13 protein-coding genes are annotated in these 16,525 nt (G+C 68.9%); 10 read left to right on the forward strand and 3 right to left on the reverse strand.

What is annotated here, in order from left to right; all coding sequences use genetic code 11:
* Positions 1-18 precede the first annotated feature (18 nt).
* The gene (polC, locus tag EXE52_RS02825) at positions 19-5,064 is read left to right on the forward strand and encodes a DNA polymerase II large subunit (RefSeq protein WP_137703425.1); all 5,046 of its coding nucleotides are present in this window, start codon (positions 19-21) and stop codon (positions 5,062-5,064) included.
* 55 nt (positions 5,065-5,119) lie between these two features.
* Here the strand turns inward: polC and EXE52_RS02830 are convergent, their stop codons facing one another.
* Positions 5,120-5,761, reverse strand: a complete 642-nt coding sequence (locus EXE52_RS02830; RefSeq protein ID WP_049932261.1) for a bifunctional 4-hydroxy-2-oxoglutarate aldolase/2-dehydro-3-deoxy-phosphogluconate aldolase — start codon at positions 5,759-5,761, stop codon at positions 5,120-5,122.
* 194 nt (positions 5,762-5,955) lie between these two features.
* Here EXE52_RS02830 and EXE52_RS02835 point away from each other — a divergent pair, with 194 nt between their 5' ends.
* The 6 genes from EXE52_RS02835 (at position 5,956) to rpsJ (ending at position 11,833) form a co-directional block, all read left to right on the forward strand.
* On the forward strand, positions 5,956-8,145 hold the full coding sequence (locus EXE52_RS02835; protein ID WP_049932262.1) for an elongation factor EF-2: 2,190 nt from the start codon (positions 5,956-5,958) through the stop codon (positions 8,143-8,145).
* Positions 8,146-8,327: 182 nt separating this feature from the next.
* On the forward strand, positions 8,328-8,483 hold the full coding sequence (locus EXE52_RS18200) for a hypothetical protein (protein WP_158228674.1): 156 nt from the start codon (positions 8,328-8,330) through the stop codon (positions 8,481-8,483).
* Positions 8,480-9,097, forward strand: coding sequence for an amino acid-binding protein (locus EXE52_RS02840; protein WP_049932264.1), 618 nt, complete (start codon positions 8,480-8,482; stop codon positions 9,095-9,097). The genes EXE52_RS18200 and EXE52_RS02840 overlap by 4 nt, the downstream gene beginning before the upstream one ends.
* Positions 9,094-10,089: a homoserine dehydrogenase gene (locus EXE52_RS02845; RefSeq protein WP_137703426.1), complete on the forward strand. Its 996-nt coding sequence runs from the start codon at positions 9,094-9,096 to the stop codon at positions 10,087-10,089. The genes EXE52_RS02840 and EXE52_RS02845 overlap by 4 nt, the downstream gene beginning before the upstream one ends.
* A gap of 166 nt (positions 10,090-10,255) precedes the next feature.
* Complete coding sequence (gene tuf / locus EXE52_RS02850) at positions 10,256-11,521, forward strand: translation elongation factor EF-1 subunit alpha (RefSeq protein ID WP_137703427.1); 1,266 nt, start codon at positions 10,256-10,258, stop codon at positions 11,519-11,521.
* Positions 11,522-11,524: 3 nt separating this feature from the next.
* Entirely contained in the window at positions 11,525-11,833 is a 309-nt protein-coding gene (gene rpsJ / locus EXE52_RS02855; protein WP_004048854.1) for a 30S ribosomal protein S10, read from the forward strand.
* A gap of 98 nt (positions 11,834-11,931) precedes the next feature.
* On the opposite strand, the gene EXE52_RS02860 is transcribed toward rpsJ, so the two are convergent.
* The gene (locus EXE52_RS02860; RefSeq protein WP_049932268.1) at positions 11,932-12,492 is read right to left on the reverse strand and encodes a rhomboid family intramembrane serine protease; all 561 of its coding nucleotides are present in this window, start codon (positions 12,490-12,492) and stop codon (positions 11,932-11,934) included.
* 72 nt (positions 12,493-12,564) lie between these two features.
* A complete protein-coding gene (locus tag EXE52_RS02865) occupies positions 12,565-12,867 on the reverse strand; it encodes a hypothetical protein (RefSeq protein WP_137703428.1) in 303 nt (100 codons plus the stop codon).
* Between the two features lie 119 nt (positions 12,868-12,986).
* Between EXE52_RS02865 and EXE52_RS02870 the strand changes: the two genes are divergently transcribed.
* Genes EXE52_RS02870 through EXE52_RS02880 form a run of 3 tightly spaced genes read left to right on the forward strand, consistent with a single transcriptional unit; the run spans position 12,987 to position 16,520 of the window.
* Positions 12,987-14,120: a lysylphosphatidylglycerol synthase transmembrane domain-containing protein gene (locus tag EXE52_RS02870; RefSeq protein WP_137703429.1), complete on the forward strand. Its 1,134-nt coding sequence runs from the start codon at positions 12,987-12,989 to the stop codon at positions 14,118-14,120.
* 30 nt (positions 14,121-14,150) lie between these two features.
* Positions 14,151-15,332: an alpha-1 4-glucan-protein synthase gene (locus tag EXE52_RS02875; protein WP_094593422.1), complete on the forward strand. Its 1,182-nt coding sequence runs from the start codon at positions 14,151-14,153 to the stop codon at positions 15,330-15,332.
* Between the two features lie 39 nt (positions 15,333-15,371).
* Entirely contained in the window at positions 15,372-16,520 is a 1,149-nt protein-coding gene (locus EXE52_RS02880; RefSeq protein WP_049932273.1) for an extracellular solute-binding protein, read from the forward strand.
* Positions 16,521-16,525: the final 5 nt, after the last annotated feature.

Here is a 16,525-nt window from a genome sequence, read left to right on the forward strand (position 1 = left end):
CCGGACCCCAGAGGCCCGATGAGACCGGACGACGAGCGCTACTTCGCGCGGATCGAAGAGCGGCTCGACGAGGCGTGGGATGTCGCGGAGACGGCCAAAGAGCAGGGCCGGGACCCGGAGCCGGAGATCGAGATCCCGATCGCCCGCGACATGGCCGACCGCGTCGAGAACATCCTCGGCATCGACGGCGTCGCCGAGCGCGTCCGCGAGCTGGAGGGCGAGATGTCTCGCGAGGAGGCGGCTCTGGAGCTGGTCACTGACTTCGTCGACGGCAACGTCGGTGACTACGACTCCCGCGAGGGGAAGATCGAGGGGGCGGTCCGGACCGCGGTCGCGCTGCTCACCGAGGGGGTCGTCGCCGCGCCGATCGAGGGGATCGACCGCGTCGAGCTGTTGGAGAACGACGACGGCACGGAGTTCGTCAACGTCTACTACGCCGGTCCGATCCGCTCGGCGGGCGGGACGGCGCAGGCGCTGTCCGTGCTCGTCGCCGACTACGCCCGGTCGCTGCTCGACGTCGACGAGTACAAGCCCCGCGACGTGGAGGTCGAGCGCTACGCCGAGGAGATCGCCCTCTACGACAAGGACACCGGGCTCCAGTACACGCCGAAGGACAAGGAGTCGAAGTTCATCGCCAAGCACATCCCCGTCATGCTCGACGGGGAGGCGACGAGCGACGAGGAGGTCTCGGGGTTCCGCGACCTCGAACGCGTCGACACCAACTCCGCGCGCGGCGGGATGTGCCTCGTCGCCGCCGAGGGGATCGCGCTGAAGGCCCCGAAGATCCAGCGGTACACCCGTGACCTCGAGGAGGTCGACTGGCCGTGGCTCCAGGACCTGATCGACGGGACGATCGGGAAAGACGGGGCGGGCGACGGGGGCGCCGCGGCCGACGAGGACACCGAGAGCGGCACGGGAGACGGTGACGGCGACGCCGAAGCCGACGACGTAGCGGACACCGAGGGAGACGAGAGCGCGGCCGACGACGCGGCCGGACCGCCGCGGGCCGACCCCTCACAGAAGTTCCTCCGCGACCTCATCGCGGGGCGGCCCGTGTTCACCCACCCGAGCGAGGCTGGCGGCTTCCGACTCCGGTACGGCCGGGCGCGCAACCACGGCTTCGCGACCGGCGGCGTCCACCCCGCCACGATGCACATCGTCGACGACTTCCTCGCGGCCGGCACGCAGATCAAGACCGAGCGGCCGGGGAAGGCGCACGGCGTCGTCCCGGTCGACTCCATCGAGGGCCCCACGGTCCGGCTCGCGAACGGCGAGGTCCGCCGGATCGACGACCCCGAGGAGGCGAAGGAGCTCCGCAACGGCGTCGAGAAGGTCCTCGACCTGGGCGAGTACCTCGTCAACTACGGGGAGTTCGTCGAGAACAACCACCCGCTCGCGCCCGCCTCGTACGCCCCCGAGTGGTGGGTCCAGGAGTTCGAGGCGGCCGGCGCCGACGTCCGCGCGCTCCGCGACGACCCGCACGTCGACCTCGAACACCCCGATGTCGACCGGGCGCTCTCGTGGGCGCGCGAGCACGACTGCCCGCTCCACCCCGAGTACACCTACCTCTGGCACGACGTGTCGGTCGACGCGTTCGCGGCGCTCGCCGACGCGATCGCGGCTGGCGAGGTCGTCGAGGGCGTCCTCGCGATCGAGCGCACGGATCAGGTCCAAGACACGCTGGAGTCGCTGCTGATCGAACACGCGGCGACCCCGGACGCCCTCCGGATCCCGACGTGGCGGCCGCTCGCGCGGTCGCTCGGGATCGACGACGGCCTCCGGAAGGAGTGGGACCCCGCGGACCTTTCCCCCGCGGCCCGGGAGTACGCCGACGGCGAGAACGCGATCCGCGCGGTCAACGAGGTCGCCCCTTTCGAAGTGCGCGAGCGGGCCCCCACCCGCATCGGTAACCGGATGGGACGCCCCGAGAAGTCGGAGAGCCGCGACCTCTCGCCGGCGGTCCACACCCTCTTCCCGATCAACGAGGCGGGCGGCCCCCAGCGCGACGTCGCCGAGGCCGCGAACGTGATGGACGACACCGGCCGGCGGGGGCGACACGAACTGGAGGTCTCCGACCGCGTCTGCCCGGACTGCGGCGAGCACACCTACGCCGCGCTGTGCCCCGACTGCGAGACGCACACCGAACCGCACTACGAGTGTAACGACTGCGGCACCGTCTGCGAGCCCGACGAGGCCGGCCGCGTCGAGTGCCCGAACTGCGAGTGGGAGGTGACGGCCGCGGGGTATCAGGTGGTCGACGTCAACGACGCGTACCGCACCGCCTTGGAGACGGTCGGCGAGCGCGAGTCCGCCTTCGAGATCCTGAAGGGGGTTCAGGGGCTCACCTCGCGGAACAAGACGCCGGAGCCGATCGAGAAGGGCGTCCTCCGCGCGAAGAACGGCGTCACGTCGTTCAAGGACGGAACGGTCCGGTACGACATGACCGACCTCCCGGTCACCGCGGTCCGGCCCGAGGAGCTCGACGTCACCGCCGACCACTTCCGCGAGCTCGGCTACGAGACCGATATTGACGGCGAGCCGCTGCGCCACGACGACCAGGTGGTCGAACTGCGCGTCCAGGACATCGTCCTCTCGGACGGCGCGGCCGAGCACATGCTCAAGACCGCCGACTTCGTCGACGACCTCCTCGAACAGTTCTACGGGCTCGACCGCTTCTACGAGGTGAACGAGCGCGACGACCTCGTCGGCGAGCTCGTCTTCGGGATGGCGCCCCACACGAGCGCCGCGACTGTTGGGAGAGTGGTAGGTTTCACGTCGGCCGCGGTCGGATACGCTCATCCGTACTTTCACGCCGCGAAACGGCGGAACTGCTTCCACCCGGAGACGAAAATCTGGTACGAGGACGAAGCCGGAAAGTGGCACTACGACCCCATCGAGACACTCGTTGAGGACCGACTTGACGCCGAAACGGCTGAAGAGGACGACTTCGGGACGCTTGTCCAGAAACTCGATGACGATGTGTATGTACCGTCCGTAACTGAGGATGGCGAGAAAACGCTCCAACGGGCTGAAGCACTCTCGAAGCATCCTTCGCCTGACCACCTCGTCCGCGTCGAAACAAAGAGTGGACAGGAGCTGACGGTGACGCCCGACCACTCGATGCGTCGGTGGACCGGCGATGGAATCGAGCGCGTGTCGGCCCGAGAGTTAACCACGGAAGATGCGCTCCCTGCGCCGAAACAGATCTCGGTTGACGGGGAAACAGCGACGTTCGACCTGCTCGCGGAATTCCTCGACGCGGACGCCGTTTCGAACGACGACCTGATGATCCGAGGGCTCGGCGAATCTAATCTCAAACAACTCCTCGATGATGCGACAGACGCCGAGAACTACCTGAAGCCTGTTGCGGAACTCCTCGACGTTAGTCAGTCGACGGTGTACAACTGGGTGTCTCGCGACAGCATCTCGGCCGGCGTTCTGATCGAACTGTACGACTGCGACACTGTCGTCGAACGCGTTCCCACCGACGTGACACTTGGAATCCGTCGAGACAGCGCTTCGATTTCGCGTCAGTTCGATGTCGACGAGACGGTCGGCACGATGCTCGGATACTACGCTGCAGAAGGGTTCACCCGGCAGGAGGCTGGGTCATTTTACCAGACGACAATCTGTACGCCGGACGACGTGCCACGCGACGAGATCATTGACGTCTTTGACGACGTATTTGACGTTGAGGCGTTCGAGGAGAACGAATGGAAGATTACTGTTTCCAGTCGCCTCGTCACGACGCTGTTCTCGGATGTTCTTGACGCCGGGAGTCGTGCGGAGACGAAACTAATCCCGGACTGCGTGCTCTCCGCACCGGACTCGATTCTCCGAACGTTCCTCGCGGCGTACTTCTCTGGCGACGGAAGCACGTCTAGCGAACGCGTCGAGGTTCGCGCACATACGGTGAGCGACGACCTACAGTCCGACCTAATCGCAGCCCTCAAGCGGTTCGGTATCGCTACGAAAGTGTATCGCGAGGAGCGTACCCCGAAGACGGGTGCGGTGGCCGAGTTCTACGACGGCGAGCAGTCGTTCGAATCCTGGGTCCTCAAGATCACATCACAGAACGCCGTGCGGTTCGCCGACCGAGTCGGCTTCCATCTCGGCCGCAAGGACGAGACGCTTACTGACGTGCTGGACCGCGTCGATACCCGAACACAGCGACTCTTCGGTGACGGAGGCGACGTTTGGGTTGATGAAGTCGTCTCTGTCGAGATGGTCCAGTCCGACATCGAATTCACATACTGTCTGACTGTTGAGGAGACAAACACGCTCGTCGCGAACGACGTGTACTCCGGTCAGTGTGACGGTGACGAGGACTGCGTGATGCTGCTTATGGACGGACTGCTCAACTTCTCGAAAGAATTTCTGCCCGATCAGCGCGGCGGGCGGATGGACGCGCCGCTGGTGATGTCCTCGCGAATCGACCCCTCCGAGATCGACGACGAGGCGCACAACGTCGACATCGTGCGGGAGTACCCCAAAGAGCTGTACGAGGCGTCCCGAGAGATGGCCGACCCGGAGGCGGTCGAGGAGCTGATCCAGATCGGCGAGGACACGCTCGGCACCGACGACGAGTACCACGGGTTCGACCACACCCACGACACCACCGACATCGCGATGGGACCGGACCTCTCGGCGTACAAGACGCTCGGCGACATGATGGAGAAGATGGACGCCCAGCTGGAGCTGGCCCGGAAGCTCCGCGCGGTCGACGAGACCGACGTGGCGGAGCGGGTGATCGAGTACCACTTCCTGCCGGACATCATCGGGAACCTCCGGGCGTTCTCGCGGCAGGAAACGCGCTGTCTCGACTGCGGCGAAAAGTACCGGCGGATGCCGCTGACGGGCGAGTGCCGCGAGTGCGGCGGCCGCGTGAACCTCACCGTCCACGAGGGGTCGGTGAGCAAGTACGTCGACACCGCCATCGAGGTGGCGGAGCGGTTCGACTGCCGGCCCTACACGAAACAGCGGCTGAAGGTGTTAGACCAGTCGTTAGAGTCGATCTTCGAGGACGACACGAACAAGCAGTCCGGCATCGCGGACTTCATGTGAGGTGGGGGGAGCGGCCGCGGGTCGAGCGGGCCTCACCGCGCCGGACCCTCGGGGTTCAGTCGCCGCGCGCTTCCTCGACCACCCGCGTGAACTCGCGGGCGGTCTCGGTGATGACCTCGTAGTCGCCGCGCTCGGCGGCGTCGTAGTCGACGAGCGCGCCGCCCGCGCCGACCGCGAACGCGCCCGCCTCGACGTACTCCGCGGCGTTGTCCGGGCTGACGCCGCCGGTCGGCATCATCGGAATCTGGCCGAGCGGCCCCTTCATCGCGCCGAGGTGGGCCGGCCCGACCGTCTTCGCGGGGAACACCTTCACGAAGTCGGCGCCCGCCTCGTAGCCGCGGACCGCCTCCGTCGGCGTCATCACGCCGGGTGCGCTGACCGCGCCGTAGCGGTTACACGTCTCGATGACGTCCTCGTGGAGGCTCGGCGAGACGACGAACTCGGCGCCCGCCATCAGCGTCGTCCGGGCGGTCTCGCTGTCGAGGACGGTACCGGTGCCGACGACGACCTCGTCGTCGAAGGAGGCGGTCACCTCGTCGATGAGGTCCGCGACGTTCGGCGTGTCGGCGGTGATCTCGACGGCGGTGACGCCGCCTTCGCGGAGCGCCTCCGCGATCTCGATGAGCTGGTCGGCGGGCACCCCGCGGAGCACCGCGACGACGCCGCTGTCGACGAGCCGTGAGAGCGTCTCGTTCATACTCACCGTTTCCCGAGTCGGCCCTTAAAACCGCGCCGATGCCCGCTCCGCCGGGGTCTCGACCCGGGCGCCCGCGGCGGTCGTTCCGTGACACTGTGCGACACGAAATCGCCGGGGATCGGGGGTGATCCCCGGCGAATCGGCCGCGACGAAACACTACCCTTTTGACCCTCCTTTCGGTAACACTCGGTATAATGGGCCGACGCAAGAAGATCGTTCAGGAATGTGAGCGGCTGATGGACAACCCGGAGCACATCCGGAACATCGCCATCGCCGCCCACGTCGACCACGGGAAGACGACGCTGTCTGACAACCTGCTGGCGGGCGCCGGGATGATCTCCGAGGACACCGCGGGCGAGCAGCTCGCGATGGACACGAAGGAGGACGAGCAGGAGCGCGGGATCACCATCGACGCGGCGAACGTCTCGATGACCCACGAGTACGAGGACACCAACCACCTCATCAACCTCATCGACACCCCGGGCCACGTGGACTTCGGGGGCGACGTCACTCGCGCGATGCGCGCGGTCGACGGCGCGCTGGTGGTCGTCGACGCCGTCGAGGGCGCGATGCCCCAGACGGAGACGGTGCTCCGACAGGCGCTCCGCGAGGGCGTGAAGCCGACGCTGTTCATCAACAAGGTCGACCGCCTCATCTCGGAGCTCCAGGAGGGGCCCCAGGAGATGCAAGAGCGGCTGATGTCGGTCATCGCCGACGTCAACGAGCTCATCCGCGGGATGGCCGAGAACATGGACGACATCCCCGAGGACTGGACCGTCTCCGTCGAGGACGGCACGGTCGGCTTCGGCTCCGCGCTGTACAAGTGGGGCGTCTCGATGCCCTCGATGCAGCGGACCGGCATGGACTTCGGCGACATCATGGAGCTCGAACAGAACGACAAGCGGCAGGAGCTCCACGAGCGGACGCCGCTGTCTGACGTCGTGCTCGACATGGTCTGCGAACACTTCCCGAACCCGGTCGACGCGCAGCCCCGCCGCGTCCCGCGCATCTGGCGCGGTGACCCGGACACCGAGCTGGCCGAGGGGATGCAGCTGGTCGACGAGGACGGCGACGTCGTCTTCATGGTCACCGACATCTCCATGGACCCGCACGCGGGCGAGATCGCGACTGGCCGCGTCTTCTCCGGCACGCTGGAGAAGGGCCAGGAGCTGTACGTCTCCGGCACGGCCGGGAAGAACCGCATCCAGAGCGTGGGGCTCTTCATGGGGTCCGAACGCGAGGAGGTGGACCGTGTCCCGGCGGGGAACATCGCGTCCGTCACCGGACTGCGTGACGCCATCGCCGGCTCCACCGTCTCCTCGGTCGAGATGACGCCGTTCGAGTCGATCGAACACATCTCCGAGCCGGTCATCACGAAGTCTGTCGAGGCGCAGAACATGGACGACCTGCCGAAGCTCATCGAGACGCTCCAGCAGGTCGCCAAGGAGGACCCGACGATCCAGATCGAGATCAACGAGGACACCGGCGAGCACCTGATCAGCGGGCAGGGTGAGCTCCACCTCGAAGTGATCACCCAGCGGATTCGCGACAACCAGGGCATCCCGGTCATCACCGGCGAACCGATCGTCGTGTTCCGCGAGCAGCCCCAGGAGTCCTCTCGCGAGGTCGAGGGGCAGTCGCCGAACCGCCACAACAAGTTCTACATCACCGTCGAGCCGATGGACCAGGAGATCGTCGACGCCATCCAGCTCGGCGAGGTCTCGATGGACATGCCCGAACTGGAGCGCCGCGAGGCGCTCCAGGAGGCCGGCATGGACAAGGACACCTCCCAGAACGTCGAGGACATCCACCGGACCAACATCCTCATCGACGACACGAAGGGGATCCAGCACCTCAACGAGACGATGGAGCTCGTCTTGGAGGGGCTTCAGGAGGCGCTCGACGACGGTCCGCTGGCCGCCGAGCCGGTCCAGGGGTCGCTGTTCCGACTCCACGACGCGAAGCTCCACGAGGACACCATCCACCGCGGTCCGGCGCAGGTCATCCCGGCGGTCCGCGACGCGGTCCACCGCTCGCTGATCGACGGCGAGGTCCGCCTGCTCGAACCGATCCAGGACGTCCGGATCGACGTGCCCAGCGAACACATGGGCGCGGCCTCCGGCGAGATCCAGGGTCGTCGCGGCCGCGTCGACGACATGTACCAGGAGGGCGACCTCATGGTCGTCGAGGGCATCGCGCCCGTCGAGGAGATGATCGGGTTCTCCTCCGACATCCGCTCGGCCACCGAGGGCCGCGCCTCGTGGAACACCGAGAACGCGGGCTTCCGCGTCCTCGTCGATAATCTCCAGCGCGAGAAGATCATGGAGATCCGCGAGCGCAAGGGGATGAAGCTCGAACTGCCGCAGTCGATCGACTACTTCTAAGTCGACGACGCGGTCTGCGGTCTCTGCGGTCAACTTCTCTCTCGCGTCTTCCGCCTGAGAGCCCCGACGCCGTCGATCGCGGCAGACCTCCCCGAACCGTGCGCCGCGTTGACAGGCACGGAAGCGAGGCAACGCCTGCCAGCGCCGAAGGCTTATACCGGATCGTCCGACTCCGTTCGGGTATGCAGACGGGCACGACTCCCCCCCGGCGCACCGCGACGGAGCCACCGAGCGACCGCTCCACGTCGGGGACAGGAGCGCGTCCGCGGACGAGCGATCCGGACTCGACCGGCCGCGATGAAGCCGGGCGCGGCGCGGCGCCGGAGGTGGCGCAGTGAGCGACCGTCGCGACGGGGCGCCGGAGGCCGCGCTCGACGCGGAGGCGGGCGTCGACGAGCCCGACTCGGGAGCGTCGCCCGACGGCGGCCACGCCTCGACGGCGGTCTCGACGCACACGGTCCGGCTGGAGCTGGTCGACGAGCCCGGGCAGCTGCTCGCCGCGCTCCACCCGATCGCCGACAACGGCGGGAACCTCCTGTCGATCTACCACGAGCGCGGGAACAAGACGCCCCGCGGCCGGATCCCGGTCGAGGTCGACTTCGAGGCGACGCCGGACCGGTTCGAGGAGATTGTCGACGCGCTCCGTAGCGAGGGCGTGAACGTGATGCAGGCCGGCACGGAGCGGTACGCCGAGGAGGTGACGCTGCTCCTCTTCGGCCACCTTATCGACACCGACCTCTCCGACACGCTCTCGAGCATCGAGGCCTGCGAGTCGGCGTCGGTCGCCGACGTGTCGCTCGCGGCCCCGCAGGGCACCGAGGAGGTGTCGAGCGCGCGGCTCCGGCTCGAAGCCCGGGCCGGCGAGACGGACGCGGCGCTCGCCGCGGTCCGCGACCTCGCCGCGGAGAAGGACCTCCGCGTCGTTGAGCCACTCACGGGGGTGGAGGCGTGAGACTCGCCGTGATCGGTGCGGGCGCCGTCGGGCGCTCCGTCGTCGAGTTGGCGGGCGAACACGGCCACGAGGTCGTCGCGGTCGCCGACTCGTCGACCGCGGTCGTCGCGGACGGGACGGGCGGTTCCGGCGGAGAGGCCGTCGGCGTCGACCCCGACGCGGTCGTGGCGCGGAAGGCGGAACGGGGGATCGTCGGCGACGACGACCCGGCAGACGCGCTGGCGGCCGACTACGACGTCCTCGTGGAGGCGACGCCGACGACGCTCGGCGACGCCGAGCCGGGCTTCTCGCACGTGACGACCGCCTTAGAGTGCGACCGCCACGCGGTCCTCGCGAACAAGGGCCCCGTCGCGGAGCGGTACGGCGACCTGCGGGCGGCCGTCGGCGACAGCGACGGCGAGATCCGGTTCGAGGCGACCGTGGGTGGCGCGATCCCCGCAGTGTCGACCGTCGAGGACATCGAGCCCGGCCACGTCACGGCGGTCCGGGGCGTGCTCAACGGGACGGCGAACTTCATCCTGACGCGGATGGCCGCCGAGGGGCTGGACTACGACCACGTGCTCGCGGAGGCGCAGGACCTCGGCGTCGCGGAGGCGGATCCCTCCTTCGACGTGGACGGCACCGACGCGGCGCTGAAGTGCGTCATCCTCGCGAACGTGCTCTCGTTCGGCGCGGTCGACGACCCCGCCGACGCCCGGGAGTTCACGCTCGAAGACGCCGACGTCTCGGGGATCCGCGACGTGCCCGGCTCCGCGCTCCGCCTCGCGGCCGAGGACGGGCGGACGGTCCGGCTGATCGGCGAGGCGACGGGCGAGACCGTCCGCGTCGCGCCGCGGCTCGTCCCCGAGAACGGCACGCTCGCGGTCTCGGGGACGCAGAACATCGTCCAGATCGAGACCTCCCACGCCGGCCGGCTCAACATCTCCGGCCGCGGCGCGGGCGGCCCCGAGACCGCGAGCGCGGTCCTCGGCGACGTGGGCCGGTTGGAGTAGCCGACGCCCGACTCGCCCACCGACGGTCTCCGTGCGGCCGTGTGGCGTGCCCCGGGTTGTCGAGAATCGCAAGACGGCGGCACGATACTCTGTGGGCCGTATCGAAACCGTTTTAGTGGAATCTACCGAAACTTACTCACAGAGCGCCTTAGCGCGTGATTACCCCATGAGTGACAAACCGCACCAGAACCTGGCCATCATCGGCCACGTCGACCACGGCAAGAGCACGCTCGTGGGTCGCCTCCTCTTCGAGACGGGGAGCGTCCCCGAGCACGTAATCGAGCAGCACCGCGAGGAAGCCGAAGAGAAGGGCAAGGGCGGCTTCGAGTTCGCCTACGTGATGGACAACCTCGCCGAGGAGCGCGAGCGCGGCGTCACGATCGACATCGCCCACCAGGAGTTCGACACGGACCAGTACTACTTCACCATCGTCGACTGCCCGGGCCACCGTGACTTCGTGAAGAACATGATCACGGGCGCCTCGCAGGCCGACAACGCGGTGCTCGTCGTCGCGGCCGACGACGGCGTCGCGCCCCAGACTCGCGAGCACGTGTTCCTGGCCCGCACGCTCGGGATCAACGAGCTCATCATCGGCGTCAACAAGATGGACCTCGTCGACTACAGCGAGGACTCCTACAAGGAGGTCATCGGCGAGGTCGAGGACCTGCTCAACCAGGTCCGCTTCGCGACCGACGACACCACGTTCGTGCCGATCTCGGCGTTCGAGGGCGACAACGTCGCCGAGCCGTCCCAGAACACCGACTGGTACGACGGCCCCACGCTGCTAGAGTCGCTCAACGACCTGCCGGAGGCCGAGCCGCCGACGGACGCGCCGCTCCGCCTGCCGATCCAGGACGTCTACACCATCTCCGGTATCGGGACCGTCCCCGTGGGACGCGTTGAGACCGGGATTCTCAACACCGGCGACAACGTCTCCTTCCAGCCGTCCGACGTGGGCGGCGAGGTGAAGACGGTCGAGATGCACCACGAGGAGGTGCCCAAGGCCGAGCCCGGCGACAACGTCGGATTCAACGTCCGCGGCATCGGCAAGGACGACATCCGCCGCGGCGACGTCTGTGGCCCGGCCGACGACCCGCCGAGCGTCGCCGAGACGTTCCAGGCGCAGGTCGTCGTCATGCAGCACCCGTCGGTCATTACGGCCGGCTACACCCCGGTCTTCCACGCCCACACGGCGCAGGTCGCCTGTACGATCGAGTCCATCGATCAGAAGATCGACCCCTCGTCCGGTGAGGTCGCCGAGGAGAACCCGGACTTCATCAAGTCCGGCGACGCGGCGGTCGTCACCGTGCGTCCCCAGAAGCCGCTCAGCATCGAGCCGTCCGGCGAGATTCCGGAACTCGGCAGCTTCGCCATCCGCGACATGGGTCAGACCATCGCGGCCGGCAAGGTGCTGGACGTCAACGAGCGATAATCGATGCAGCAGGCACGCGTCCGCCTCGCCGGCACGAGCCCCGAGGACCTCGACGACATCTGCGACGACGTCCGCGAGATCGCGGACTCGACGGGAGTCGCCCTGTCGGGCCCGATCCCGCTGCCGACGAAGACGCTCGAGATCCCGTCGCGCAAGTCCCCGGACGGTGAGGGGACGGCGACGTGGGAGCACTGGGAGATGCGCGTCCACAAGCGTCTGATCGACATCGACGCCGACGAACGCGCGCTCCGCCAGCTCATGCGCGTCCAAGTGCCGAACGACGTCAGCATCGAGATCGTTCTCGAAGACTGAGCGCTAGGGCGTTTCTCTTTCACCCCTTTCGTTTTTCACATCGCCTAGCCCCGGCGCCGTCGATCGCGGCCCGCGCCCACCGTCCGGTCCGGTTCCGGTCACCGCGCGTCGAGCAGGCCGACGCGTCCGGCGACGAGCCCGCAGAACGCCCCGGTCGCGTGCGCGATCAGCGCGACGCCCGGCGCGGCCGTCGTCGCGGTGAGGACGACGGCGACGAGCCCGAACAGGACCAGTTGGACTCGCGGCGAGAGGCGCAGGCGGTCGAACAGCGTCTCGCTCACGACGTTTCCCGCGAGGAGGTAGCCGCCGAGCGCGAACACCGCGCCGCTGATCCCCAACACAGCGACCGGCGGGCCGAGTAGGCTCCCGAGGGTCACCTGCGCGAGGCCCGCGAGCGCGCCCGTCGTGACCACGAACGCGTGGAAGCGGGCGCGGGTCGTCCGGCGCTCGACCAGGGGCCCGACGAGCAGCAGCGCGAGGGCGTTCGCCAGCAGGTGGCCGACGGAGCCGTGCGCGTACACGCTCGTGACGAGCGTCCAGGGAGCGACGGCGACGGGGGTCGACAGCGCGAACAGTCCGGCGAGGCCGACGACGCCGAGGAGGGCCTGCGCGGCGCCGACGAGGAGGGCGACGCCGAGCGTTTCGAGAGTGGCGCGCATCGGCCGGGCGTTGGGCCCGGGCGGTGAAAAGGCTGTGCGGCCCGGTCGCTCGCGGTCCGTCCGCGGTGCGGCTCAGATGACGTCGTCGGGGTCGTGGGCGCGGGCCATCCGCGTCGCCTCGGCGGCGTAGCGCTCGCGGCCGTCGGGGTCGTCGACAGCTCCGACGTTCGACGGCGCCGCGTCGACGGCGGCCGTGGTGTCGCGCACGTCCGTGAAGGAGGTGAGCGCGCGCTCCTTGCGGAAGTAGCGCTCGCCGTCCGGCGTCGCGTACGTGAGGATCACCATGTTCTGCTCGTCGTCGGAGTACGTGCGCTCGACGAGCCACATCCGCACGTCCTCGGTCGCAGCGCCGGCGTCTGCCTCGTTCGCGCTCATGCGTGGTTGTTCGATTCCCGCGAACAAACGTGTTGCGTCGCGCCGGGTCCGGCCCGCCCCGCCGGTTCGCCTCCGCGAACCGCCAGCGTTATGTTCTTTAGGGCGACCTAAATAATCGTATGAGACCGCGAACCGCCGCCGCTCGACTCCGCGAGCGCCTCTCCCGGCTCCGAGCGCGCGTCCCTCGGGGGTCGCTCTCGGTCGCGGGAACCGTCCTCGTCCTCGCGATCGGCGGCGCGGTGTTGACGCGGACCCTCGACCTCGCCGCCGTCGTCGACGCGGTCGCGACCGCGGACCCGGTCTACGTCGCCGCCGCGCTCGTCGCGTACCTGTCGTCGTGGCCCGTCCGCGGCCGGCGGTACGGCGACGTGCTCGGGCCGATGGGACACCGGTGTCGCACGGCGTTCCTCACGGCGACCGTGTTCGCGAGCCAGACCGCGAACCTGATCGTCCCCGCCCGGGCCGGCGACGGGGTGCGCGCGTACCTGCTGAACGACCGCCGTGAGGTCCCCTACGCTACCGGCGTCGCATCGCTGGCGGTCGAGCGCGCCTTCGACCTGATCGCGCTCGGCGCGCTCGGCGGCGCCGCGCTCGCCGTCCGCCTCGCCGGGGGGCGGGTCGTCGCGCCCGACGGCTCCGGTCGGGTGCTCGTCGTCGCCGGGGGCACTGCGATCGCGGCCGCGCTGCTCTCTGCGCTCACCGTCGTCGTCGCTCGGAGCGACCGGCAGTTCGGTCCGGCCCTCCGCGATCGCGCTGCGGGATCCCGGCTCGCCCGGGCCGTCGACGCGGCGGTCCGGTTCGGCGCCGCCGTCCGCGTCGTCGCCGCGGACGCGGGCGCGCTCGTTCGGGTGTCGCTCGCGAGCGGCGTCGTGTGGGCGCTCGACGTCGCGACCGCTGTTTTCGTCCTCGCGGCGCTCGTGGGCGGGTTCGGCGGGGCCGTCGATCCGGTCGCGCTCGCCGTCGTCGGGACGCTTGCCGTCTCGGCCGGGAACCTCGCGAAGGTGCTGCCGCTCTCGCAGGGCGGGATCGGGCTGTACGAGGCGGCGTTCACCGGGATCGTCGTCGCCGCGACGCCGATCTCCGCCGAGGTCGCGCTCGCCGCGGCGGCCCTCGACCACGCGCTGAAGAACGCCGTCACGCTCGCCGGCGGCGGCGCCGTCGCGGCCGCGTTCGACCTGTCGCCGACGCGCGCTCCCGACGAGTCGGAGCGGGAACCCGACGCGACCGCGACGCAGCCGACGACGGACCGCTAAACTTTTAGGCCAGCCTAAAAACTAACGCGTATGACGGCTACCGCCCCGAGCGGCGACGGCTCGGATATCTGCGTCATCGTTCCGACGATCAGAGAGTACGAGTGCCTCCGCGCGTACGTCGCCAACGCCCGCGAGCACGGGTTCGACGTCTCGCGGCTCCACTTCGTCCTCGTCACCGAGGACTTCTGCGAGACCGACGAGATGCGCGCGATGCTCGACGACCTCGACGTCTCCGGCGAGGTGTTCGACGGCAGCCGCCGCGAGGAGTGGTACGAGGCCAACGGCGTCGCGGAGTACGGCCACGTCGTCCCGGCGGCGAGCCACGCCGAGACGAGCTTCGGCCTGCTGTACATGTGGGCCGACGAGTCGTTCGACTACGGCGTCTTCATCGACGACGACACGCTCCCGCACGACGACGTCGACTACTTCGGTCGACACATGGCGAACCTCGCGTTCGGCGGCGAAATCGAGCGCGTGCGCTCCGACGAGGACTGGGTGAACGTCCTCTACGACAACGCCGACGAGCACGGCCTCTACCCGCGCGGCTACCCGTACTCGGCGATGGACGAGACCGTCGAGACCGACGCGGTCGACGTCGAGGCCGGTGAGGTCGTCGCCTCGCAGGGGCTGTGGACGAACGTCCCCGACCTCGACGCGGTCCGGATCCTGATGGACGGCGACCTGGAGGGCCAGGCGCAGACGCGGACGACCGCCGACGACTTCGGCGACGACTTCGTCGCCGCGCGCGGCAACTACCTCACCGTCTGCTCGATGAACCTCGCGTTCCGCCGCGAGGTGATCCCGGCGTTCTACCAGCTGCCGATGGACGACAACGAGTGGGACGTGGGGCGGTTCGACGACATCTGGTCGGGGCTGTTCTTAAAACGCGCCTGCGACGTGCTCGGCAAGCGCATCTACAACGGCGACCCGCTCTGTGAACACAACAAGGCCCCGCGCTCGACGTTCGACGACCTCGCGAACGAGGTGGCCGGGCTGGAGCTGAACGAGCACGTCTGGGAGGTCGTCGACGAGGCGGGCGCCGACGCCGACTCGTACGCGGCGGTCTTCGACGCGATGGCCGACGCGCTCGCCGAGGGCGACTTCGACGAGTGGAACAACGGCGCGTTCCTCAATCACTGCGGCGAGTACATGCGCGACTGGCTCGACTGCCTCGACGCGATCCGGCGGACGCCGGCGCCCGCGGACGACTGAACCGACACGACTAAAACCATTTAGGCAAGCCTAAAACACATGACGACCCACGAATCCGACGCACGAGACGGGCGCGACGTTCGACGGCGGAAGTTCCTCGCGGCGGCCGGCGCGGTCGGCGTCGCGGGGGTCGCCGGCTGTACGGGGAGCGACGATCAAGACGGCTCCGACGGCGGCGACGGCGGACCGGCGATCGGGCAGATCGGTTCCGGTCGCGCCGGGCGCGACGCCCCCGGCGGGACGCCGATGGCGGAGATGCCGGCGCTGGAGGGCGAACTCACCGTCTACTCCGGCCGCGGCGAGTTCCTCGTCGGCGACCTCGTCGGCTACATCGACGACCTGTACGACGACCTCGACCTGACCGTTCGGTACAACAGCTCGACCGACCACGTGAACGCGATCATCAACGAGGGCGAGGGGTCGCCGGCCGACGTGTTCTACTCGGTGAACGCTGGCTCGCTCGGCGCGCTCGCCGACGCGGGACGCACGCAGGCGCTCCCCGACGACGTGACCGGGAAGGTCCGGGGGGAGTTCCACACCGAGCAGTGGGTCGGCACCTCCGGGCGCGCCCGGACGGTCCCGTACAACACCGAGTCGGTCTCCGAAGACGGGCTCCCGGACGACATCATGGCGTACCCCGACGAGTTCGAGGGCGACCTCGGCTGGGCGCCGTCGTACGGCTCCGCGCAGGCGTTCGTCACCGCGATGCGGCTGCTGGAGGGCGAGGAGGCCACCCGCGAGTGGCTCGAAGCGATGGTCGAGCGCGGCGCCGCGACGTACCCGGACGAGTTCCGCGCGTGTCAGGAGATCGCCGACGGCGAGATCGACGCCGCGTTCACCAATCACTACTACATCCAGCGCGTGCTCGACGGGAACCCGGAGGCCCCGATCGCGACCTCCTTCACGCAGGGCGACGCGGGCGCGGTGTTCAACGTCGCGGGCGCCGCGGTCGTCGACACCGCGTCGAACGCTGACCTCGCCGCGAACTTTGTCCGCCACCTGCTGTCGGCGGAGGCGCAGGACTACTTCGCGCGCTCCACCTTCGAGTACCCGCTGATTCCGGAGGTCGAGCCGATCGGCGACCTCCCGACGATCGACGAGCTCGACGTCCCGGACATCGACCTCTCGGAGCTGTCCAACCTCGAACCGACGATCGACCTCATGCGCGACGCCGGCGTCCAGATCTGAGCCGC

Origin of the sequence: Halorubrum sp. CGM4_25_10-8A, assembly GCF_005435025.1 — an archaeon.
Lineage (GTDB): Archaea > Halobacteriota > Halobacteria > Halobacteriales > Haloferacaceae > Halorubrum > Halorubrum ezzemoulense.

What these genes read in the sequence shown, in the direction of transcription:
- polC (WP_137703425.1), top strand. Translation starts at nt 19, where the DNA reads ATGAGACCGGACGACGAGCGCTACTTCGCGCGGATCGAAGAGCGGCTC.
- EXE52_RS02830 (WP_049932261.1), bottom strand. Translation starts at nt 5,761, where the DNA reads ATGAACGAGACGCTCTCACGGCTCGTCGACAGCGGCGTCGTCGCGGTG.
- EXE52_RS02835 (WP_049932262.1), top strand. Translation starts at nt 5,956, where the DNA reads ATGGGCCGACGCAAGAAGATCGTTCAGGAATGTGAGCGGCTGATGGAC.
- EXE52_RS18200 (WP_158228674.1), top strand. Translation starts at nt 8,328, where the DNA reads ATGCAGACGGGCACGACTCCCCCCCGGCGCACCGCGACGGAGCCACCG.
- tuf (WP_137703427.1), top strand. Translation starts at nt 10,256, where the DNA reads ATGAGTGACAAACCGCACCAGAACCTGGCCATCATCGGCCACGTCGAC.
- rpsJ (WP_004048854.1), top strand. Translation starts at nt 11,525, where the DNA reads ATGCAGCAGGCACGCGTCCGCCTCGCCGGCACGAGCCCCGAGGACCTC.
- EXE52_RS02860 (WP_049932268.1), bottom strand. Translation starts at nt 12,492, where the DNA reads ATGCGCGCCACTCTCGAAACGCTCGGCGTCGCCCTCCTCGTCGGCGCC.
- EXE52_RS02865 (WP_137703428.1), bottom strand. Translation starts at nt 12,867, where the DNA reads ATGAGCGCGAACGAGGCAGACGCCGGCGCTGCGACCGAGGACGTGCGG.
- EXE52_RS02870 (WP_137703429.1), top strand. Translation starts at nt 12,987, where the DNA reads ATGAGACCGCGAACCGCCGCCGCTCGACTCCGCGAGCGCCTCTCCCGG.
- EXE52_RS02875 (WP_094593422.1), top strand. Translation starts at nt 14,151, where the DNA reads ATGACGGCTACCGCCCCGAGCGGCGACGGCTCGGATATCTGCGTCATC.
- EXE52_RS02880 (WP_049932273.1), top strand. Translation starts at nt 15,372, where the DNA reads ATGACGACCCACGAATCCGACGCACGAGACGGGCGCGACGTTCGACGG.